Origin of the sequence: Levilactobacillus angrenensis (genome assembly GCF_003946085.1) — a bacterium.
GTDB lineage: Bacteria > Bacillota > Bacilli > Lactobacillales > Lactobacillaceae > Levilactobacillus > Levilactobacillus angrenensis.
Genome location: NZ_RHOB01000001.1, coordinates 170,579 through 189,291, shown reverse-complemented (window position 1 = coordinate 189,291; position 18,713 = coordinate 170,579). Strand labels below are relative to the sequence as shown.

16 protein-coding genes are annotated in these 18,713 nt (G+C 52.6%); 5 read left to right on the top strand and 11 right to left on the bottom strand.

The features are described from left to right. Window positions 1–64 precede the first annotated feature (64 nt). Window positions 65–1,207: an ArgE/DapE family deacylase gene (locus tag EKM83_RS00815; RefSeq protein WP_125574750.1), complete on the top strand. Its 1,143-nt coding sequence runs from the start codon at window positions 65–67 to the stop codon at window positions 1,205–1,207. A 65-nt stretch (window positions 1,208–1,272) separates the two neighbouring features. Here EKM83_RS00815 and EKM83_RS00810 read toward each other — a convergent pair whose 3' ends face one another. The 3 genes from EKM83_RS00810 to EKM83_RS00800 all read right to left on the bottom strand — a co-directional run bounded on the left by EKM83_RS00810 (window position 1,273) and on the right by EKM83_RS00800 (window position 3,628). Beyond that, window positions 1,273–2,295: a polysaccharide deacetylase family protein gene (locus tag EKM83_RS00810; protein ID WP_125574749.1), complete on the bottom strand. Its 1,023-nt coding sequence runs from the start codon at window positions 2,293–2,295 to the stop codon at window positions 1,273–1,275. 263 nt (window positions 2,296–2,558) lie between these two features. Beyond that, window positions 2,559–2,936, bottom strand: coding sequence for a hypothetical protein (locus EKM83_RS00805; RefSeq protein WP_125574748.1), 378 nt, complete (start codon window positions 2,934–2,936; stop codon window positions 2,559–2,561). An 89-nt stretch (window positions 2,937–3,025) separates the two neighbouring features. Further along, window positions 3,026–3,628 carry an NAD(P)-binding oxidoreductase gene (locus EKM83_RS00800; RefSeq protein WP_125574747.1) on the bottom strand — a complete coding sequence of 201 codons (603 nt, stop codon included), beginning with the start codon at window positions 3,626–3,628 and terminating at the stop codon, window positions 3,026–3,028. Between the two features lie 149 nt (window positions 3,629–3,777). Between EKM83_RS00800 and EKM83_RS00795 the strand changes: the two genes are divergently transcribed. Both EKM83_RS00795 and EKM83_RS00790 read left to right on the top strand, forming a co-directional pair. Next, entirely contained in the window at window positions 3,778–4,761 is a 984-nt protein-coding gene (locus EKM83_RS00795; RefSeq protein WP_125574746.1) for an aldo/keto reductase, read from the top strand. A gap of 256 nt (window positions 4,762–5,017) precedes the next feature. After that, window positions 5,018–6,328 carry an NCS2 family permease gene (locus EKM83_RS00790; RefSeq protein WP_125574745.1) on the top strand — a complete coding sequence of 437 codons (1,311 nt, stop codon included), beginning with the start codon at window positions 5,018–5,020 and terminating at the stop codon, window positions 6,326–6,328. A 375-nt stretch (window positions 6,329–6,703) separates the two neighbouring features. Here the strand turns inward: EKM83_RS00790 and EKM83_RS00785 are convergent, their stop codons facing one another. From EKM83_RS00785 to EKM83_RS00765, 5 genes are all read right to left on the bottom strand, one after another. Continuing rightward, entirely contained in the window at window positions 6,704–6,916 is a 213-nt protein-coding gene (locus EKM83_RS00785; RefSeq protein WP_125574744.1) for a hypothetical protein, read from the bottom strand. 15 nt (window positions 6,917–6,931) lie between these two features. Further along, on the bottom strand, window positions 6,932–7,390 hold the full coding sequence (locus EKM83_RS00780) for a hypothetical protein (protein WP_125574743.1): 459 nt from the start codon (window positions 7,388–7,390) through the stop codon (window positions 6,932–6,934). Continuing rightward, window positions 7,387–7,875: a hypothetical protein gene (locus tag EKM83_RS00775; RefSeq protein WP_125574742.1), complete on the bottom strand. Its 489-nt coding sequence runs from the start codon at window positions 7,873–7,875 to the stop codon at window positions 7,387–7,389. The genes EKM83_RS00780 and EKM83_RS00775 overlap by 4 nt, the downstream gene beginning before the upstream one ends. A 529-nt stretch (window positions 7,876–8,404) precedes the next feature. After that, window positions 8,405–9,319, bottom strand: coding sequence for a prenyltransferase (locus EKM83_RS00770; RefSeq protein WP_125574741.1), 915 nt, complete (start codon window positions 9,317–9,319; stop codon window positions 8,405–8,407). Window positions 9,320–9,418: 99 nt separating this feature from the next. Continuing rightward, window positions 9,419–12,496 (bottom strand): YfhO family protein, encoded by a 3,078-nt coding sequence (locus EKM83_RS00765; RefSeq protein ID WP_125574740.1) that lies wholly within the window; start codon window positions 12,494–12,496, stop codon window positions 9,419–9,421. Window positions 12,497–12,698: 202 nt separating this feature from the next. On the opposite strand from EKM83_RS00765, the gene EKM83_RS00760 reads away from it, so the two are divergent. After that, complete coding sequence (locus tag EKM83_RS00760; protein WP_125574739.1) at window positions 12,699–13,220, top strand: QueT transporter family protein; 522 nt, start codon at window positions 12,699–12,701, stop codon at window positions 13,218–13,220. A gap of 724 nt (window positions 13,221–13,944) precedes the next feature. Here EKM83_RS00760 and cls read toward each other — a convergent pair. Next, a complete protein-coding gene (gene cls / locus EKM83_RS00755) occupies window positions 13,945–15,402 on the bottom strand; it encodes a cardiolipin synthase (RefSeq protein ID WP_125574738.1) in 1,458 nt (485 codons plus the stop codon). 119 nt (window positions 15,403–15,521) lie between these two features. On the opposite strand from cls, the gene EKM83_RS13230 reads away from it, so the two are divergent. Continuing rightward, complete coding sequence (locus tag EKM83_RS13230; protein ID WP_164505552.1) at window positions 15,522–15,677, top strand: hypothetical protein; 156 nt, start codon at window positions 15,522–15,524, stop codon at window positions 15,675–15,677. Between the two features lie 111 nt (window positions 15,678–15,788). On the opposite strand, the gene EKM83_RS00750 is transcribed toward EKM83_RS13230, so the two are convergent. Next, on the bottom strand, window positions 15,789–16,658 hold the full coding sequence (locus EKM83_RS00750; protein ID WP_125574737.1) for a GGDEF domain-containing protein: 870 nt from the start codon (window positions 16,656–16,658) through the stop codon (window positions 15,789–15,791). After that, window positions 16,651–18,702: a cellulose biosynthesis cyclic di-GMP-binding regulatory protein BcsB gene (locus EKM83_RS00745; protein WP_382337498.1), complete on the bottom strand. Its 2,052-nt coding sequence runs from the start codon at window positions 18,700–18,702 to the stop codon at window positions 16,651–16,653. Before EKM83_RS00745 ends, EKM83_RS00750 begins: the two co-directional genes overlap by 8 nt. Window positions 18,703–18,713 lie beyond the last annotated feature (11 nt).

Below are 18,713 nucleotides of genomic sequence, written 5' to 3'. Positions count from 1 at the left end.
TTTCTGAAAGCGTGCTACACTGAATTATAATATTAAAAAATGGTGAGAAAGTGGGTTGGTCTTTATGAAAGACAGTGCAGCAGTACAGATTTTACAAGACTTAGTCAGCATTAATTCCGTCAATGGCAACGAGGAAGCCGTCGCGACCTATATTCAGCAGCTCTTCGCAGAACATGGCATTTCCGCCAAGCTGATTCCGTACGCCCCCGGCCGGAGCAACGTGGTGGCCGAAATCGGCGACCCCACTAGCGACCAGGTCTTCGCTCTAGCTGGTCATTTGGATACCGTTGCGACCGGTGATTTAGCCGATTGGCAATTCGACCCGTTTAGCGCTCACATCGCCGACAATAGCCTCTACGGTCGGGGCGCAGCGGACATGAAGAGTGGGTTAGCTGGCATGCTGATCACCTTTATCGACCTGGCCGACGCTCAGGTCAAACTCAACGGCCGCCTGCGATTTATCGGGACCGTCGGCGAAGAAAATGGCGCCATGGGGTCGCGGATGCTGACCGAACAAGGCTACGCTGACGATCTGACTGGGATGGTCATCGGTGAACCGACTGGGGGCAATCTGGTCTACGCCCACAACGGCTCTCTGAACTATCACGTCTATTCTCGCGGGGTCGGTGCCCACAGTTCCATGCCGGAAAAAGGCGTCAACGCGATTACGAATTTGATCAAATACGTGACCGCCGAAGCCACCGAATTCGACGACGCCCCCGTTAGCCCTGAACTCGGGCCGCTGGTCCACAGCGTGACGGTCTTCAACGGCGGCGAACAGGTCAATAGCATCCCCGCCAAGGCCGAACTTCAAGGTAACATCCGGCCGATTCCTGAATTCGACAATGCCGCAGTCATTCAGCGGTTAAACGAGACCGTCGACCGCCTCAACCAAGAAGACGGCGTGGATCTGACCTTACACGTGGACTACAGTTTCAAACCCATCATCAGCGCTCAAGATTCGCCGCTGGTCAAAACGACTAAGGCTATCGCTGACGCTGAGTTCGGCCACCCTATCGACCTGCAAGTGATCCATGGGGCCACCGACGCTTCCGAATTCACCAAGTCCGCCAACGCCTTCCCCGTCATCGTTTACGGTGCGGGCAAATGGTATGACGCCCATTCCCTGAACGAATCCGTCGACCTTGATGAGTTCCACCACGTTCAACACGTCTATGAACAATTGGTTAAGCAGTTACTGGGCTAACTTATCTTGACACGAAAAAACGATTAGTCTCACGGGAAATGTTCCACGTGAAACTAATCGTTTTTTTATTTACCAGCGATTCGCGCATCATGCGCACCGAAGTACTGTAACCCCGGCAAGGCTTGATTGTTCAACAATTCGCTGACGGTGACCAATTTGTACCCCTTGGCTTTCAACCGCTTGATGATCGTGGGTGCGGCGGCTACCGATTGTTTGTGAACATCGTGCATCAAGATGATGTCGCCACCACGCGTATCTTTCATTACTTCCGCAATATCCTTTTTCGCATTTAAGTACGACCAATCGCGAGAATCCACTGACCAACGAATGATCGGCTGTTGCAGCTTACGCCCTTCTGCGGCAGTAATGCTGCCATAGGGTGGCCGAACGTATTGCGGCAAGGTCTTGGTTGCTTGATAAATTGCCTGATTGGTCCGCAAGACTTGTTGCGCCGTCTTCTTGGTCCCAATGCTCCCAAAGTTCGGGTGATTCCAAGAATGGTTCGCTAACTCATTGCCACCAGCCAAGACGGCCCGGGCAATCTTCGGATAACGTTTAACGCTTTGACCGACTTCAAAGAACGTGGCGTGCACGTGGGCCTTCTTTAACGTCTTCAACAGGCGTGGCGTTAAGGTTGGATCCGGCCCATCGTCAAAGGTCAAAGCCACCATTTTCTTGGTGTTGATCTTCTTGGTCCGGTCAGCCTTGGGTAGGTAACGATTGGCGATCTTACCCGTCAACGCACTATACGGCACCGTTACGTGGGACAGCTTAAAACTGTTCTTCAGTAGCGGCATCCGTAGCCCCTTCTTAGCCAGCCCCGCTTTTTTAGACATATGGGTCGGTAATTTCACTTGATAGACCGCTGGTACCCGGCGACTCTTGGCTTTCGTCGTTTGTAAAATAGCTTGACGAGCCGCTTCACGAACGGCTGCCAAACGATGGGTATTTTTGTTAGTCAATTGCCCATACGTGACCATTTTCATCGTCGGTTTTGCCTTCGCTGGGGCCACAACTGGTGCGGATCCCCAGCCCAGCATCAACGCAGCAAAAGCCGTCCCCAAAAGTAATTGCCAATATTTTTTCAACGAGAACCCTCCTCAAAATTAGATTTCTTCTCCCCCATACTTACCTCTATCTTACCAGTTTTACGTGGGCAATTGGGCGTTGACGCGAAATTGTCATAAAAATAAGCCGGTTAGTTTGGTAACCGACATTTACTGACATCATTGCGCTTTAGGCCGAATTGTTTAACACTGCTGATCATTAATTATTTCCGATAAAATTGGTCAAATCACCTGTCGATAATCACTGTCATCTTGTTGCCTAACAAAAAGGCGACCAACCCGAGTTAGTCGTCTGAATCGTCCGCATCCTCTGGCGGATTGATTGTTTGATGATTTTCTTGAAGCACCGCATTGGTGTAGTGCTCTAAATCGGCCAAGACCGTCGCACTGTCGCCTTGCTGCTGGGCCGCCAAATTTTCGGCGACCGCCCAGCGTGCCAAGGTGGCCGTGATCGGTACGATGTCTTGGACGATCATCATGTCGGAATCGTCTTGATGCTGTTCGCGAATCGTTCGGAAACTTTCGATATCCGTGATGAGGCGCAGGACTTTACCAGTCGCCCGTTCCACGGACTTAAAAATCACGAAGTGGGCGCGTTGATTGGCCTCATCCATGCGCTCACGAATCGCTTCTAATTGGTCTTGATCAATATTAATTGCCACTGCTTTCACCCCACTATCTCTATTTTAACAAACAATCTCTGAACCCACGACTGAATTTACCAGGTTTTGGCAAACTTTAAGCAGTACTATTAGCAAATCGCCAGGGATTGATAATCCGCGCCACCAGCAGTCATCAACTGGACGGCGACCTGAGCGACTGTTTCACGTGGAACAGTTCCTGCAGGGACGGCAGTGCCTTCCTTGATGATCTGTGGCTCGCGCTGGGTATCGTCACTTAACGTCACCGGCCGCAAGATCGTGTACGGAAACTCTGCCTCGTCCACCAATTTAGCCGCATAACGCTGTTGGTTCAGGTATTCCTTGATGTCGTTAATGCCGGGGTAATTCAAGTCGCCCGTCACCTCTTGATCGACCCCTGCCGTACTCAACATGACAAACCGCGTCAACGTCAAGCGCTGATGGTATTGCGCATCGAACAGCGCTTCAAACGCCAAGTCCACGTCCATCCCACTCAGGGCCGAGAAAACTACGGGGTGATCTTGCAAGGCGGGGCCGTACGTGGCCTCTTTCGTCAAATCACCCGTCAACACTGAAACCTGCTGAGCCAACGCTGGGTCCACTGCCACATCGGGGGCACTCAAGAGCCGCACCGTTGCGTCCGCTTGCGTTGCCAATTGTTGTGCGACCGATTGTCCGAGAGCATTCGCCCCCACGATTAAGTAAGTTGTCATTTTCACCGCTCCTTTTCCTTGCCTTCCAGTGTACCAGAAAGTGGCGCTGGCTAACACCGGGCCAAGTTATTTTTCACGCCTGGAGAAATCCGTTATAATAGGAAATGTATTTGAATCCGGTTTCACAACTTCATTAGGAGGGTCATTGTATGACACACAAACAAGTTACGATTGGTAAAACTGATGTGCAGGCTACGCCACTAGGTCTGGGGACCAACGCGGTCGGCGGCTATAACCTCTTCCCCAATTTAAAAGATGAAGACGGTTTGAATTTGGTCAAGGCGGGGCTGAATAACGGTATCAAATTGCTGGACACCGCCTACGTTTACGGCTTAGGCCATTCCGAAGAACTGGTTGGTCAAGCCATGCACGACTTTGACCGCCACAGCTTTGCCCTCGCTACCAAGGGGGCCCAAGACTTCTCGAGCGGCGAACAGGTCATTAACAACGACCCCAAATTTCTGACCGCCCAAGTGGAAGCCAGCCTAAAGCGCCTCAACACCGACTACCTGGATATCTACTACATCCACTTCCCTGATAAACAAACGCCCAAGGCCGAAGCGGTCGGCGCCCTACAACGCCTGCGCGAACAAGGCAAGATCCGTGCAATCGGCCTGTCCAACTTCAGCTTAGACCAAGTCAAAGAAGCCAACGCCGACGGTTACGTGGACGTGGTCGAAGACGAATTTAGCCTGCTCCACCGCGACCACGAGGCCGACCTGATGCCGTACCTTAAGGACCATCAAATCAGTTTCGTCCCATACTTCCCCTTGGCTTCTGGCCTGTTGACTGGGAAATACGATCAAGACGTGAGCTTCCCGGCCGACGATATCCGCAGTCAAATCAGCGATTTCCAAGAACCGCGGTACAGCCAGGCCCTCAAGGCCATCGACGCCATCCGGCCAATTGCCGACGCACACCAAGCGACGGTCGCGCAAACCGTTTTGGCCTGGTACATGCAAGATCCACTGGTCAGTGTCGTCATCCCTGGTGCCAAGCGCGCCGCCCAAGTCGAGGCCAACGCTCAAGCCTTAGACGTCACGCTCAGCGATGCAGAATATCAAACGATCGACACGGCCTTTTCCGGCTTCAAGACTATCACCAGCGGCAAGTCCCTGGCCGATCCGGATTAAGCGCGGAACCGACTGCCTGTGGGCGCACGTTTCAGTCATTTAAAGATACCATCCACGAGTCTGGGGAATTTCCCCAGACTCTTTTTTGGATACCAGCAGTCTACGAACTAACCGATTATAAAATAAATTATAATTCGTGATTGCATTTTATTTAGGAACGTGATAAGCTCTATAAGGATTGATTAAGAACAAAAACACGAACGATATCAATAAACGTTCGGATTTTACATAAATTTGCCTAAAGGAGCAATCATTCATGCAAAGAATCGCTGACTTTTTTCATTTTGAGGAACTGGGCACGAACTACAAGAAAGAAACGCTGGCCGGCCTAACGACCTTCGTTTCCATGGCCTACATCTTGTTCGTGAACCCGCAGGTGCTGGGGGCTTCCGGCATCAGCCAAGGCGCCGTGTTTACCGCGACGGCCTTTGCCTCAGCCTTCGGGTGCATGTTGATGGGGATTCTCGCCAACTACCCGATCGCCATCTCCGCCAGCCTGGGAATCAACGCCTTCTTCGCTTACTCCGTGGTCATCGGGATGAAGGTGCCGTGGGAAACGGCGCTGGCTGGCGTCTTCGTGGCGTCCATCCTGTTCATGATATTGACGGCTTTCAAGCTACGGGAAAAAGTGGTCGACGCCATTCCGCGTGATTTGAAAATGGCCATCAGTGCCGGAATTGGGTTATTCATTGCCTTTATCGGTTTGAGCCAAGGTGGTTTGGTCGTCGCTGACAAGTCCACGGTCGTGACGCTGGGTTCCCTGCAGGTCGGTAGCACGTGGTTGACGATTTTCGGTTTAATTATCACGTTAGTCCTGATGAGCGCGCGTATTCCTGGGGCCATCTTCATCGGGATGGTCGCCAACTCTATTTTGGGACTGGCAACGGGCCTGATCGCCATGCCTAAGCAATTGATTTCCGGCGTCCCCAGCATCAGTTCGACCTTCATGGTTGGTCTGACTCACGTGTCGAGCATCAATTCCTTACAGCTAGTCGTGGTCGTCTTGACCTTCTTGCTGGTCACCTTCTTTGACACCACCGGGACTTTAGTCGGCCTGGCCGAACAAGCTGGTCTGGTCAAGAACAACAAGCTGCCCCGGATCGGTAAAGCCTTGATGGCTGACTCCAGCACCATGGTGGTTGGTTCCCTGTTAGGGACGTCGCCTATGGGGGCCTTCGTCGAATCCTCTGCCGGAATCGCAGTTGGTGGACGGACGGGCTTCACCGCCATCGTCACCGGGATTCTCTTCATCTTCGGGGCCTTCTTCTCCCCACTGCTGGCAGTCGTGACCAACCAAGTCACCGCCCCAGCCCTGATTATCGTGGGTGTGCTGATGGCCCAATCCCTGAAGAACATTCACTGGGAAAAATTCGAAGTGGCCGCTCCGGCCTTCCTGATTGTCTTAGGTATGCCGTTGACTTACAGCATCTCTGACGGGATCGCTCTGGGCTTCATCACCTACCCGCTGACCATGATCGCGGCCAAGCGCGGCAAGGAAGTCGGCGCCATGATGTACGGATTAGCCGTCGTCTTCATCTTGTTCCTATGGATTTTAAACGCTGATTAAGCAAAACCCGTCATTGGGGCTCACGGCCTGAATGACGGGTTTTTTGCACGATACTTAAGAACCAAGGCGCTTACCGATAACCCTAAAAACCACCTATGACTCATTTCCCGGGACCAACCAAACGAACTGATTTTGCAACTAGGGACTTTGTCCACCCCATTAAAAAATCGTGTGACCTGCCACGATGGGTCACACGATTTTTTTAATGAGGATGTCGGCAACTGTGCCAGCTTCCTATCAACCATTGCCCGACCATCAGTCCAGCCAAGGCCAGCGTCAGATAATTCACAACATTAGTCACCTGCCACAAGACGGCCAGCCCACCATGGACGGCGGAACCGGCATCCCAGAATAGATAAATCAGATCTAGGATAATCAGGTAGGCCAATTCACTACCGGAACGGAGACGACCGTGCCATAACTCGTGGCGGTGGTGGTCCAAAAAATCAGACTGGCGTTAACTAGCAGCAAGAAGCTGCCCAGGTATGTAAAGCGTAGCCGCCACGGTCCGGCCAACGTCAAGGCCGTAAAAATCGCTGCTAGATTGCCCACTCGTCCAATTGTCAGTACCCAGCTGCGTTTGGACATGTTGCTTCCCCTAAATTACTGCCAACGGTGAATCCCCCAGCACAAGATATTGAAAGCCAGAATTCCGCCGATAAATACCAGACTGTCCAGCCCCAAAAAGAGCAATGCCGTGGGTGGTAGCGCGACGACGCCATTTAGCAGACTCACACCGGCCATCAACACCACCAATCCCACTAGCACGCCCCGCGACCAGGTCAACCAGTTACGGGTCAGATTAGCATCACGTTCATTTAACAAATACAGCCAATGAGTGGTCGTCGCAATCGGCTGACTGTGCGCACTGCCCCGGTAGCGATACCAGGCACTACTGATGGTCAGCCCACTCACTACCAGAACCAGGGCCGCCAACACCGTCACTCGCCACGGCCAAAGGTCATCCCAGTCCAACAATGATAGGGCCAGCTGTAACGTGATAATGACCTGAAAAACATCGCTGAAAAATAACTGCCAGTAATCGTGTTGTTGCTTGGTCATGCCTGACCACCTCGCAATCGTGTATAATACCGCCACCAACGCACCGCCCAGAGGCCAACCATTCCCAGCACGAGTCCCCCAACGGCGATGGCCACCGTTAACTTCACGGCTAATTGTTGGCCGAGCGACCAGCCCAGGGTCGACCCGAATTGAAAGACCACCAAATTAAAACTGATGGCACCGCACCAGATTCCCTTCGTCCAATTCAGACCCCTAAAATCGCCTTGCGGTTCATTGACTAGAGATAGCCAGTAGTCCGCCTGCCCCCTGGTAAAATCACGGGCATCTGATCGCGGGCGCCAAAGTCCCACGGCCAACAACCCCAATATCACGAGTAGATAGCCGAAAAACAGTAGCGACGCCCCCCACTGATAGTACCACGCACCTATCCACAGCTGCCCCAGCGTCACGCTGTTGCAGAAGACCAGTAAGATCAGCCCATCATTGAGTTGTTGCAGCAAGTAATCCCGTACATGTTTTGTCACTTGATTTCCTCCCCTGGAAATATCGTAGACTGCATTTTATAACCCGGGTTAACTTGGGCTATTTCCTTAACTGTTGATACCTAACGGCGAAATATCAATTGCCTCTTTTGCAGGCATAGCTGTCTGTTTAAGCCCCGTCGCCACCAGGTACACTCCTACGATACCGTATTTTTCTACGCTTGCACAGGGGGGAATTTAGCATTGATGTCAGTGTATCGGTTTACGCCCTGAACGTCACCAATCAGTCGATTCCAAACCATAACCCGGGTTAACCAGACCTTTCTCAGACTTAAGCCACTAACTGGCTTTTCTCAAAGCGTCAATTCAAGGCATCGTAAAAGGAATCGTTGCCTTTCATATCGAGACAGCGATTCCTTTTACGATTTCTCCTTTATCCCCATCTTTTAAATTGCTCAGATTGGGACTGAAGGCTCTTATTTAAAAAGGTCATCTCATTTTGATTTTCTCTTGAACACAACCCCCATCATGCGCGACGTAAATACCACCTTATAACCCGGGTTAACCCCCGCTACAACCAGGTCCCCAGCGCAAACAATAGCGGGTAGGCCACGAAGAACAGTGAGGCGCTCTTGACCATCGTCATGAAGGTCCGGCGCTTGTCCTGCACGGCAAAGAAGGGCCGCATCCCCCGCCACATCACGGGCAATAACAGCACTGCTAATGCCGTCCAGGCTGGGGCAATGCCCAGTGCTACGTTGACCAAGGGCCACAAGCTGCCCACCACCACGACCATTTGAATCAGCCGCACGGACCCAGGTTGGCCCAGATAATATGCCAGCGTATAGCGGTGATTCGCAATGTCTTCTGCCCGGTCGGCCGTATCATTGGCCATCTGAAGCGTAAAGAAGATCAGCGTGAGTGGCAGGCACAACAAGAAGGTCACCCCCACCATTGACCAAGTTAGCGGCCGTTCCCCGTAAATGGACACGTAGACACAGGTCAACTGAATCAAAAAGGCAATCGCTAACGCCACCACGATAGCTGAAACCGGCGTGGCGTTGATTGGTCGCGGCCCCGCCGTGTAAAAGATGCCAATCAGATAGCCGATGGCACCAAACACCGCTACTGGCCAGCCGGTTCGTAAGACTAAGACGACGCCTGGTACAGCGGCCAGCGCATACAAGCCCCACGCTAGCCGGGCCACTCCGGTTTCTGGCAACGCAAGCCGGCCGACCGGATTGGTCTTTTGCGCGTACCCAGCCCGGTCATGGGCATGTTGATAATCATAGTAGTTGTCCGCCACATTGACAGCTAAATCGAAGATGAAGACGACCAGCAGACACAGCCCGACATTGACCCAGTTCACCGTCCCCGCATAGTACTGGGCAATCGCTGCCCCCAAGATGAACCACATCACATTGAGTGGCGCCGTGTAGATCTCCGTCAATTCGTAGAATACGGGCCACGTTAACCATCGTGACATTCCAATCACTCCCCTAAAAGTTTTACTGCCTCTTCAGTGTACCAAATCAGACGCAAAATGGCGGCCCTCAAGTCTCGAGAGTCGCCATTTTTTCATGGATTAAGAGCGCCGCCAGTATCGCCAACCATCTTCACCCACTAAGATCAGGGTGCCGACAATGGTCAGTCCCCAGCCGAGTTTAAGCCCCGGCGTCTGGTAGGTTAATTGGATGTGGTGGGTTCCGCTGGTCAATCGCGCACCAACAAAGCCGTCGTTGACCACCTGCGTTGGCGTTGACCGACCATCGACCGTTAACCGCCAACCGGTGGAGTACGGAATCGACGTGGTCAGCACGCTGGTCCGAGCCGTCGTCAAGTCACCGGACACCCGATTATTGGTGACCTGTTCGTGCTGCAGGCCGCGACGCTGTACGCGGTGGACCTGCTGATTGTAGGCTTTTCCAAATGGCACGGCGATCAACCGGGCGGATTTGAAATTAATCTGTTGCGTGGCATTAAAGGTCACGTCCACCGTTTTGCGCAACTGCTTGGAATAGCCCAGGTTGAGCAAGACGTGTTGCTTGGGTTCGTAGTCCGACAAGTTGTCGACGCCAAACTGGGAGAACGTCTTGGCCGCATCCCGCGTCTTGGCCGTAACCCAGTAGTCACCGAGGTCGGGATTGCGCGTTGCCGTCCGCCAGGCATTTAACTTGGTCAAGGCCGAGCGGGGGGTGGCGCCTAGTACACTCGTATTGTCCTGGGCTTGGAGTTGCCCACGAGTAGTCAATTGGTTCGACGTGATACCGCTTAGTTCCAAATACAGTTCCGTCCCCTGGGCGCGCTGGGGGTGCTTGAGTGTCAGCGTGTAGCTGATGGGGTGTCCCTGCGCGTCACTGGCCAGTTGGCGCAGCCCGTGGGCATTGACCTGGGTGGTGTGCTTTAAGATGGCTTGGTTCTGCGCCAAGACCCGCTGGAGCGCCTGCCGATGCCGTTGTAAGCCCACCATCGGGCCATATTGCCGAACGTCTTTACGACTGATCAGACCGTTGTCATCGACCGTCAGTTTCGGTGTCTTTAGCGTCGCCCCGTACGTTGCCGTTTGCTTGTCATTGAGCCCTTTCTTTTGACCGGCCAGGGCCTGATTTAACCGGTATTGAATCACTTTATTGGTACTGTCGATCACGGGCACCGTGTCGGGCGTCACCGTATAGCCCAATTGGCGTTTGGGCGACTGGTAGGCAGCTGAGGCCACCCCAGCCACCGGTTTGGTCGTGACCGCGGCCTGGGTTAAGCTGCGTTCCCGGTCCACCCCCTGCAATTGCCGCCAAGCCGACGTGGTCATCGCTTGCGGCTGGGTGTAGACCAGCGGAAAGGCCAAGTTGGTGGTCAACGCCTGGGTGCCGACACCGTTAGATAGCCCGTACACCGGCTTTTCCGTGAACACCTTTCCCGTGGCGTGATAGCCGTACGGCAAGGCCTGATACGTCGTGACCTGGTCTTCGCGAGCAAACAGTGTCTTGACGCCGAGCAGTTGATTCAGCGTGGTGCGGCTATCCCCCTGGCCGATGGGCGCGTTCATCGCGTATTCAGAGTTTTGCAGGTCGCGGCTGAACTGGCCCACGTAGCCATTTTGCACGGAAAAATACGACATGACCCCGTTCAACCCGTGCGTCATGGTCATGTTGTTGCCGACCGTCCGAAATAGATTAAAGTTCCGCGTGGCATCGACGCGGCTAAAGGTTTTATCCTCCTGGGCCACCGCCTGGGCGCCATCAAAGTAGTCTTGAATATAGCGCGTCGCATCCCCGCGGCGTAGCTCCTGGGTCGCTTGCACCCCGGCATTCGGATCGTAGTACCCCCAGGCGTTGTTGACCAAATTTAACCCGACCGCTACGCCGACCAGCTCCAGTGTGAGGCGGCGCGGTGCCTGAATCATCAGGATTGCCGTTAGTGCCAACAGTAAGCCGTAGGTGATCAGGTCACGCGCGGCGTTACTGAAGATGAGGCCATTGCTCAAGTAGACCACGGTGAGAAGTCCGGCCGCACTGCCAGCTAACCACCAGCGGTCGAACGGCGTTAGTTTTCCCAACTGGTCGGCCAGAGTCATGGTCGCCAGGCCAAACGGTACCGCCGCCAGCAAAATCCAACGGTTAGAGGGCGTCGAAAAGACGTTGAAGGCCGCGGCTACGGCCGGAATGCCCAGCCCAATCACGATGGCGACCAGGGTGCCGGCTAACCAGCGATGCCGGCGCCAATGGACCAAGGTGTAGACACAGCCGAAGAAGGTCAGGCCACTCATCCCCAGCACAGACCAGTAATTCAGGGTATTCCCCGTAGTCAAAATGGCGTTGCCCAGCGTCAGGTAGTACCCGAGCGGATAGGTCACCAAGCCGTTAGCAAAGATGGCACCGGTCCGGGTAGATTTCAACATCATCAGTAAGGACGGCACCAAGAAGACGCCGGCAATCAGCATCCCGGTCGCGGCCGCGGCTAAGAACCGTCCCACCGCTACGGGCAGCCGAACGGCCAAAGTCCCCTGCTGTTTCACGTGTAGGTAATGAATGACGGCATAGATCAAGCTGCCCAGGCCTAAGATGTAGGCAAAGTAAAAGTTACTGAGAATCGTCACGCCGGTCATCAACGCCAGTAAGCCCCAGCCCTGGCCGTGTAAGACCTGGTCGATGCCCACGAATAGCAGCGGTAGCCAAATCATCGGCAATAAGAAAAACGGGTGATGGACCCCGACCATTAAGGAGTAGCCGGTAAATGCATAGGTCAGCGCGCCTAACAGCCGACTGCTCGGCCGAAAGGAATAGCGCTGGGCCAACGCCAAAAACGCCAGCCCACTGGCATATAGCCGCAATATGATGCCCCAACCATAACCGATTTCCAGGAGCCGCGTGGGCAACAGTGCGACCAGGTAGGCAAACGGGTCCCCCAACACGTAATAGGCCAACGTCGTGAGCTTATCAGCCCCCAACCCCAAGGTCCACGACCAACCAGCCAGGCCACCCAGGCCCTCCTTTGCCAATAAGCGGTGGAGCTCCAAAATCAGCGGATAGTGCTGGGTCACCCCATCCATGTACCAAATCATGGTCCGGTTCGCCAGACCAAACACGCCAAAGCCCAATGCCGCAATCAGCGTAAACGCCACGGTGTACAGCCCCCATAGCGGCCACTGGCGGTGTGCGATTTTCATGATGACGCCTCCAATTTCTTTTTAAATGATTTCAGTTAAGTTAGTCTTAACTTACACAACCACCCCGCCCGCTGTCAATCTTTCTTCCCAGACAATACCGGATTGTAATGTTTCACATGGAACATTTTGCCAAATCCCGTGGTTTGCGGTACTCTTATGTATGCGTCACAAATTGAATAACTAGCAAAGGAAGGAATTTCTCGTGAATTCTAAGAAAAGTTTTCTGGGCATCGACGACACTCGTAGCATGGTCCTCGCTGCCCTAGTAGCTGCACTCTACGTTGTCCTAACAACGGTCTTGTCAGCCCTGAGCTTCGGCCCCTTTCAGGTGCGCCTGTCAGAAATGTTCAACCACTTGGTTGTCTTTAACAAGCGCTACATTGTCGCCGTCACCCTGGGGGTCTTCATCTCAAATATCATTGCCTCACCGTTTGGCTTTTTAGACATCGTGACTGGCACCGTGCAAACGCTGTTGGCCTTGCTAGTCATGTATTGGCTCAGCAAGTTCATCCACAACCGTATCGCCCAGATGGCCGTCAACACGGTCGTCGCCGTCTTTTTCATGTGCATGATTGCCTGGGAGATTGCCATCGTGGGGAGCGCTGCCTTCTGGCCAACTTTTTGGGCCAACTGGCTATCCATCGGCTGGGGTGAGCTCGTCAGCATGGTCGTTGGCGGGGTCGTGGTCTACTTCTTGAGTCTGGCCATTGATTTCACAAAATAAGTAATTAAAATGCCTCGCAGTCATCGTGATTGCGGGGCATTTGTTTGGAACTGAAAGTTGAAAGACAAAAATCAGCTAGAACCATTGTCACCACGCGACTCATGGTGTAAGAATTAGTCGTTCACAGCTTCGTAGCGAGAACTGACCGCCTACAATCCGCCAACTATGGGTTGGAACGCGGTGGGCGGACCGGACCGAGCCTGAAAAACGGTCTCGGCCTCGCTTTGAGCCGAAAGCCCGCGTCTCAAACGACTTATCCGTTTACTGAGCAAGTCCCTAAACCAATCGCGCCTTAACGCGATTGTTAAGCCCTTTGATTGCGTTTATCGGTTTGCTCAGTTAACATAGCATTTGTGGGTGGGACTGGTCGTGCGGTCTCATCTGTGGATTGTGTTGGCACCCCTAACTAGTCAAGTCAATCCAGCAAAGGTTCATTTAACCAAGCATTTGCCACTGCCCCGACGACGCGCTCGCTGGGGTATTTTGCGCCAAAAAAGAAGCCTGGGCGTTTAGGTCCAGACTCCATTAACTCAGATTTTTCGCGGCACTAAAGGGGGTCACTGCCAGTCCGACCGGGATTCCGGCCTCAATCCGGACCGCCAGTGTCGACCACTTTAGCGGCTTCATCATAACATCTCACCCGCACCGGACCAACCAATCTGCTTAGTTGCGCCCCAACGCTAATCCTAACCCCAATATTTCCACACGCCAATCAGGACAGGCGTTACAGAATCGGGGATAATAAGCGCGAAGCCGTCTGCTTGAATTTCAAATAAGTCGATTGGGCCTTGAACTTTTCTGGCGTGATCAGCTCGCTGTAGCGCATGTCGGCTTCGTAAATTTCTTCAAGCTGCGTGGCGACTTGCGGGTCATAAATAAAGGCATTGATCTCAAAATTCAATTTAAAACTGCGATAATCCATATTCGCCGAGCCCACCGAGGCAATCCGACCGTCGACGACCATGGTCTTGGCGTGGATAAACCCATTGTGGTAGAAATAAATCTTGACCCCATCATCGGCCAGTTGCCGCGCATAGTACTGCGTAGCCCGGTACACGAAGGCGTGATCCGGCTTGTCCGGAATCATAATTCGCACGTCGACGCCAGCCATGGCCGCAATCCGCAGGGAGTCCAACACACTGTCGTCGGGAATCAGGTACGGTGTTTGAATCCACAAGCGCTTTTCAGCCGTCTGAATCAGCCGCATGTACCCCATCTTGATCTGTTGCAAATCGGAATCCGGTCCACTCGACACAATCTGGAGGCTAGTCTCCCCCTTGACCTTGGTCAGCGGGAAGTACTTGTGCTCGATGCGGTCATCCTTGAAGGGATGATCGCGGTCAGTGGCGTTCCAGTCCAGCATGAAGCGCGCCTGCAACGAGAAGACCCCGGAGCCCACGATACGTAAATGCGTGTCGCGCCAGTAGCCAAACTTTTCCTTGCGTCCCAGATACTGGTCGCCGATATTAAAACCACCGACGTAGCCAATCTGGCCATCAATCGTCACGATCTTGCGGTGATCACGGAAGTTCAGCCGAAAATCGATCACAGCTGAACGCGTGCCCAGGAAGGCCTCGACGTGCCCACCGGCATCAATTAGCGGTTTAAAAAAGCTCTTCCAAGTTCCCATCGACCCCCACGGATCATAGATGACCCGGACTTCGACGCCGGCTCGCGCCTTTTTGATCAAAAGATCCAAGACGTCATTGCCAATCTGATCGTTATAAAAGGTGTAGAATTCAATATGAATACTGGAATGGGCCCGCTCAATATCTTCTAACATCAAGTGGAACAGGTCGTGACCATCCGTGATGATGCGGACCCGGTTCTTCCGCGCGAGAAATGCGTGGTCGGTCTCCATAAACATATTTACCATATTAATGACCGAGTGACTAATTTGGTCAGACGGCACAATTTCATCGCCAATTTCTTCACGTTGCTGGTTCAACCGCTCCTCTAATTGAACGGCGACCTGCCGTTGCAGGCGAAACATCCGGCCCTTAGGCAGCTTCCGGCCGATAAAGGCGTACGCAATGAAGCCCACGACGGGCAGGAGCACCAACACCAGCATCCAGGCCCAAGTCGCCGCAATATCGCGTTTTTCCCGAAAGACCGTCACGAAGGCCAACGCTGCGTTGACCACCACAATGATTTCCAGGATGAGCATGTAATTCACGTTCACGGGTAATACCCTCCTCTAGGTCTCTGTGGTTTACATCATACGCTAAATCGCTGAAAAGTCTTTACTTTTCCTTAATTTTTTCGGATATTTTTTAAATAATTTCATCAGGAGATGGTTACATGCTGCTTCACCTTACCACCCTAATTGGCGGCTTACACGGCACCAGTCCACTACGCGTCGTCCACTGGCTCTTTCGTGACAATCCGGCTATCGGCCTCATCGTATTGACCGGAATTATTTTGTACAGCATTTACCGCTATATGAATCGGCGATAACTATCAGTAAACAAAAACGAGCCTGGGGACCGGACATCCCAGGCTCTTGTGTGTCTACTTTAAATGACCGCCGCCTGTACCAAAAGGGCTGCGGTCATTTAACCATCCCACCTAAACATCATATTCGGTTTCTTTAATACCGGCATTCATCAAGTCGTAAGGGTTCTTCATCTTCTCTGCATCCCAGCTAGCTACCCCGACCATCAGCCGAACCTCTAACGTCGCTAAATTGTCGGAGTCGAGCAGGGCCTTATCAAATTTCTCTTTGATGCGCTTGCCGGCAATTTCTGCACCATCAGCGTCCGTGAAGAGCAAAACGCCCCAGGTCGGGTTAGCTCGGTCCAACAAATAAGTAATATCATTGGTTCGCATAGCCCCTTTGATGGTCTCTGAAACTAACTGCAAGAGCACACTCAACTGGCTATCACTGATCATACTGCGCATCTCTTGGAAATAACGAATCCGAATGATCATCGTCGTTACTGGCAAGTCAAAGCGCCGATTAGTTTCAGTAAAAACGGCCGTATCTTCGATGAACGAGACCGTCGTGCGTAGGTTTGTCGACTCGTCAAAGGCCCCACGTTCAATGAGGTCCTGGCGCAATTTCACGTTGTCTGCCTGAAGCTTACGCAGATGCGCCGTCATGCCATAAAAGGAAATTGAAAGCAATAAAGGTAAGACCAGCCAGAAAAGCAGGCCCCACGCCACCGTGTCGGCATGCGTTTGGCTGACGTAGATGACGATCAAAATCTGAGCAAACATAAACGCTAGGTTCAGCAACAACCCCGTGATAACCCCCCAAAAGTACGTGAATAAGATCAGACAGATGGTCACAGCTAAAAAGGTCACGTTGATCATCAGGTAGTGCGTCTGCGTGGCGGCCATTCCCAGTGCCAGGCCACTGACCATCATCAAAAAAACAATCAGATAAATATCCGTGAGCCACGTTTCCCGATTAGAATTTTTTGCACGATTAGTCATGCCGTGCCCCCTTTCGCCGGCGATGCAAACTGCCATGCTTCCACAGTAGGAGCAATAGCGCAATCGTCACGACCATAATCATGATGAGCCCCAGCCCCAAGTACAGCAATTGTTGCGAATGCCGGCTAATGGCCTGTTTCGTGTTCAACGCCGTATTGATCAACTTATTTTTCTTAAATCGATACCCATTGTGATTATTGTCAGGATCGACCACAATGGCATCCCCCGTGTATTGGGCGATGTTACGCTGATAATTGATCTGCGTCGAAGCCAGATACGTTGCCGTGTCGGTGGCGCCCGTTACGACCAACAACCCCTTCTTAGCGTTGTACGGCGACCGCAATAACTGGGCGCTTCCAATCGTCTGGCCGTACTTCTGTTCAATGCTCAGCTTTTCATTCGACAAGAATCCGGTCTCTGCTGCGTTGTATTTAAAGTATAGCTGATGATTCAATCGATGAATCACCTCGTTACGCCGCGGTGTCCCAAAGGCAATCACATTAGCATCGGCCATGACCGCCTTGCTGGGCTGATGCTGATAAAAGGTGATCTTTCCCCGGTTATTCTCCGCATAATTGCCAATCAGATTGAAAATATTGGTCAACGTCTGGTAGTCCGTCGCGGACATCGTCTGCGGGCGGACTACCGCCAAATCATCGTAGGTCGAATTCTTCAAAAATAAATTCGGATAGTTACTAAAGAGCAGGTCATTGCCCGGTGCCGATTTGATTCTGGCAACCGAGTCGGGCTCGATGCTGGCCCAGGGCGTCTGATTATTATTTTGCGTGGTCGCCGAGCCTTTTAGCGGTAGGTCTAGGGCAACCCGAACGGTGAAGCTATTGCCCAAGGCCATCCCTTTAGGCAACGCCACCGTCAGCGTATCGTTGTCCGCCCGGGCGGCGCTTAACCGCTCACTCCCCACGGCCGTATCATTCACATATACCGTGGCCAGTGAATTTTTAAAATCCAGATTACGGGCATAGCGGAAATGAATGCTGATGGTCGATCCATCAGCATTATTGCGATCGACCGGGAGGCTGACAAAATACTGCCGTTCCTGATGATCCGCGCCAGTGATTTTATCCGCGCTGGTCGTCAACTGATATTTGCCATCATAGTTCAGCGTTGACGTAAAAGTCTGTGTTGCGAGGGTAATCCGCTCTGTTGGATGCTTAGACTCTTTCATCAGCTCGGAATTAGCCACGAACCGCGCGGCTTTTTTCAACAGTGCCCCCGTCGTCGCCGTGACTACTAAGTAGTGTTTATGCTTCAGGTCAACTCGCTTGATTTGCGCCGCATTTTTCAGGTCAGCGGTCCGAAATAGTCTCTTAAATCGTGTCGGCAAATGTTGGTACTCCGCCATCACCAGTTGGTAATCGGCTTTTTGCCCATCCGCGCTACTGAATTGGACCACCGGAATCTGTTGATTTTCCGTGGTGATGACCCGTGATTCCCCCGTTAACGCGTACATACTTGCAGCTAGTTCCGCATTGTTAGCAGCGTTAGGCACTGTAATATAGGCATTCCGGTTCACGATAGTATCCGGCCCCGAGAAATGATCATAGAAGGAATCGATGTTACGCGTCGGTGCCTTCAAGGCGTATTGAAAATTCACGTCTGAACGATTATCTACTGTCAGCCAGTTGGCCGGCGTCTGCGTCAGCCGATAATCTTGTTTGCCGGCACGATTCAACACCTGACCACTGATTTTCAGTTCATTTTGACCGGCCAAGAGCCGCAACGGGATGCGAATCGTCTTGGTCTGCAAGCCCGTTTGTTTTTTCGGTCGAAACGAGGCAAATTTCACGCCACCCAAAGAAACCGTGATATCCGATAACTGCCGACTAGAAAGTTGTGACACCTGATAATTCAGATTCAATGTCGCTTTTTTCACGTCCCAATAGTCCATTTTGATAAAGTACGTACTCATCTCAACGGACTGACCAGACAGACTAGTGGTCGTGTTTTGAAACGGCTGCGTGTAGGTCTTTAACGCCGCTTTGGCACTGGCAGTCGTCGTGGTGCCTAACACCCCACAAGCCATCAGAATAAAGA

Coding starts and splice junctions, on each gene's coding strand:
- EKM83_RS00745 (WP_382337498.1), bottom strand. CDS start 18,702: ATGGCTTGTGGGGTGTTAGGCACCACGACGACTGCCAGTGCCAAAGCG.
- EKM83_RS00780 (WP_125574743.1), bottom strand. CDS start 7,390: ATGACCAAGCAACAACACGATTACTGGCAGTTATTTTTCAGCGATGTT.
- EKM83_RS00815 (WP_125574750.1), top strand. CDS start 65: ATGAAAGACAGTGCAGCAGTACAGATTTTACAAGACTTAGTCAGCATT.
- EKM83_RS00790 (WP_125574745.1), top strand. CDS start 5,018: ATGCAAAGAATCGCTGACTTTTTTCATTTTGAGGAACTGGGCACGAAC.
- EKM83_RS00750 (WP_125574737.1), bottom strand. CDS start 16,658: ATGACTAATCGTGCAAAAAATTCTAATCGGGAAACGTGGCTCACGGAT.
- EKM83_RS00770 (WP_125574741.1), bottom strand. CDS start 9,319: ATGTCACGATGGTTAACGTGGCCCGTATTCTACGAATTGACGGAGATC.
- EKM83_RS00795 (WP_125574746.1), top strand. CDS start 3,778: ATGACACACAAACAAGTTACGATTGGTAAAACTGATGTGCAGGCTACG.
- EKM83_RS00765 (WP_125574740.1), bottom strand. CDS start 12,496: ATGAAAATCGCACACCGCCAGTGGCCGCTATGGGGGCTGTACACCGTG.
- EKM83_RS13230 (WP_164505552.1), top strand. CDS start 15,522: ATGCTGCTTCACCTTACCACCCTAATTGGCGGCTTACACGGCACCAGT.
- EKM83_RS00800 (WP_125574747.1), bottom strand. CDS start 3,628: ATGACAACTTACTTAATCGTGGGGGCGAATGCTCTCGGACAATCGGTC.
- EKM83_RS00785 (WP_125574744.1), bottom strand. CDS start 6,916: ATGTCCAAACGCAGCTGGGTACTGACAATTGGACGAGTGGGCAATCTA.